Here is a 2,404-nt window from a genome sequence, read left to right as displayed (position 1 = left end):
GATGGTGGTAAAGTCGATATCGTCTGATGTCCGATTTTGCACCGCATTGCCCGTCAGACTCATGGCGAGACCGTGAAAGGTGAATACCGAGACCCGTGCTCCGTCACGCCCCAGCAACTCGGTCAGGCGTCGGCGCAGGGACATCGCCGCATTATGGTTGTAACAGAGCAACATGATCCGCGATGGGGAGATCTGCTTGACCCGCATCAGATAGGCGCAGCGGTGAATAATCACCTTGCTCTTGCCTGACCCCGGCCCTGCCAGTACCAGCAAGTTTTGCTCGGGCGGTGCTTGGACGATCTGTTCCTGGGAACGGTTGTGAAGATCTTCGACGATGCGCTTCCAGGAGTGTTCGCTGGTCGCCAGCTCCAGGATTTTGTTGCGCCCTTTGAAGTAGTGACCGAGGAACTTGTCAGCTTCCATGGAGAAGTAGTCTGTCACCAGCTTTTTGGCTTTCTTGAAGTGTTCCAGGCTGATGCGGGCGTATTCATTCATCACATGGATCTGAATCACCTTCTGGCGATAGTGATGCTCAAGCGGCTGATAGTCTGCCTTGTTGTATTGTTGCTGCCGCTCAGCGGTCAGCGTGAGGGTCATAGCGCTTCGGAACACGGCAAGGCCATTTTGCAGCACGATGGCGTGTTGCTCATGCAGGTAGAGCAGTGCCCGCTCTGCCCCTTTGAGCAACCACTCCTGCTGGCTGCTTGCCTCCCGCTTGTTCATGAGCTGAGCCACATCCATGTCTTCTCGCAGGTATTTGACCAGTTGCTCCAGGGCAAATGACAGCATCACCTGGCGCTGGACACTCTCTTCGCTGCTTGCCAACAGGGTGTAGAGAAAATCGAGGGTGGCGCCAGTGACGCGATGGCGTTGATCAATTGTCTGCTCAATCTGGGACCAGGTTCGGTTGAAGGTGAGTTGGTAAAGATCCCGAGAGAGATATTTGACATCAATGGAGCCTTTCTCACCCCCCGAGCGACCATCCTGGGCCCAGCTGGTCAGCAAATTGCGCAGCAAGCCAGGATTACACCGTTCATGCCCCAGATCTTTGATGGCCTGATTGACCAGTCGAATGTTAAAGGTCAGCCCTTGCCCTGTATCAGGTTCGGGCTCTTGTTCACGCAAGGTGTCCAGCATCGCCTTTTCAATACTGTGTACTTGTCCGCAGAGCACCCTGGCATTGTCTCTTCCTTTGGGGCGAAGCCAGGTAGTCAGTAACATCCCCTGAGAGAGAAGACCGACATCCGCCATCTGGGTGAGTACCCGCATCACTTCACTGGCCTGAACACCACTTCCTTTGTCTGCCATGTATTGGCCTGCCTCTTCGGCAATGGCATCGGCACTGAGGCCATCATCATCGGCAGCACTCATCAGCGCCTGGATAACAGCTTGCCAGATGGCTTTGGCCTTGGGAGCCAGTTTCAGACTGTCTACCCTTTTCATTGCCTCTTCTGTGGAAGCAAACAGAGGGCGCCCCTGAAAAACCTGAGTGATGTTGTCGCTACGTTCCAGATAGCCCGCTCGTTCGAGCCAGGCAATAGCTGTCTTGACCTTGGTATCCGCATTGCTGTCATCGGCAGCGAAGCTGGTTTCCACCTCTGGCTGGTTGATGAGCTCTGCACTGGTGGCGACCAGTGGCGAGTTGTTATCCTGCTTGCCTCCTTTGCTGGCCCTGAGCCTTATTCCGCGCAGGATCTGTTTGATATCGCGCAGGCTGACTTCACTCATGGCCTCGAGCTGAAACTGTTTCTCGATATCTTGTTCATCAAACAGCAATACGCAGTGGGCTTGTGCTGTATCGCGGCCAGCTCGTCCCGCTTCCTGTAGATAGTTTTCGAGGGAGCCGGGGATATCGGCATGGATCACCAAACGCACATCATCCTTATCGATCCCCATCCCGAAGGCATTGGTCGCGCAGATGACCCGGATCTCGCCATTGATAAATTGTTCGAGGGTGGTTTTCTTCTGGGCACTGTCCATGCGGGCGTAAAAGCGTGAGACAGGGAGGGATTGTTGCTGACCGAGGAAATCGGCCAGCTCGTCCACGCTGCGCTTGGTTGCGCAGTAGATAACGCAGGAACCGGGCTTTTCCTCACCGAAGAACTGCTCGAGCAGGTTAAGGATATGGCCCTGTTTATTGAGACCGGGACACTCAACGACGGCATATTCGAGGTTGGTACGTTCAACCCCGCCTTCCAGTCTGAGAAGAGGTCGGGGCTGTTTATCGAGAAACTGGGCGCAAATATCCTCAATCACATCCGGTTTGGCGGTCGCGGTATAGCAGAAGACAGGAGGCATGGGGACCTGCTGTTCCTTGGCAATTGTGGCGATGGCCTTGGCGCAGTAGAGATAGTCAGGGCGAAAATCATGTCCCCATTTCGACAGGCAGTGCGCTTCGTCAAAT

General features: G+C 54.7%; 2 protein-coding genes. One reads left to right on the top strand and one right to left on the bottom strand.

Translation table 11 applies throughout. The features are described from left to right. The coding region (locus tag AACR14_RS16090) for a UvrD-helicase domain-containing protein (RefSeq protein ID WP_237714707.1) at positions 1–2,070 on the bottom strand (2,070 nt) is incomplete at its 3' end. Between AACR14_RS16090 and AACR14_RS16085 the strand changes: the two genes are divergently transcribed. Further along, positions 2,014–2,404 (top strand): hypothetical protein (locus AACR14_RS16085; protein WP_237714708.1); only part of this gene is annotated, 391 nt, incomplete at its 3' end. The genes AACR14_RS16090 and AACR14_RS16085 overlap by 57 nt on opposite strands.

Origin of the sequence: Aeromonas sp. 159, from assembly GCF_963862045.1 — a bacterium.
In the GTDB taxonomy this organism is placed as follows: Bacteria; Pseudomonadota; Gammaproteobacteria; order Enterobacterales; family Aeromonadaceae; genus Aeromonas; species Aeromonas veronii.
The sequence above is the reverse complement of the archived record's forward strand: the minus strand, read 5'-3'. Positions and strand labels throughout refer to the sequence as shown.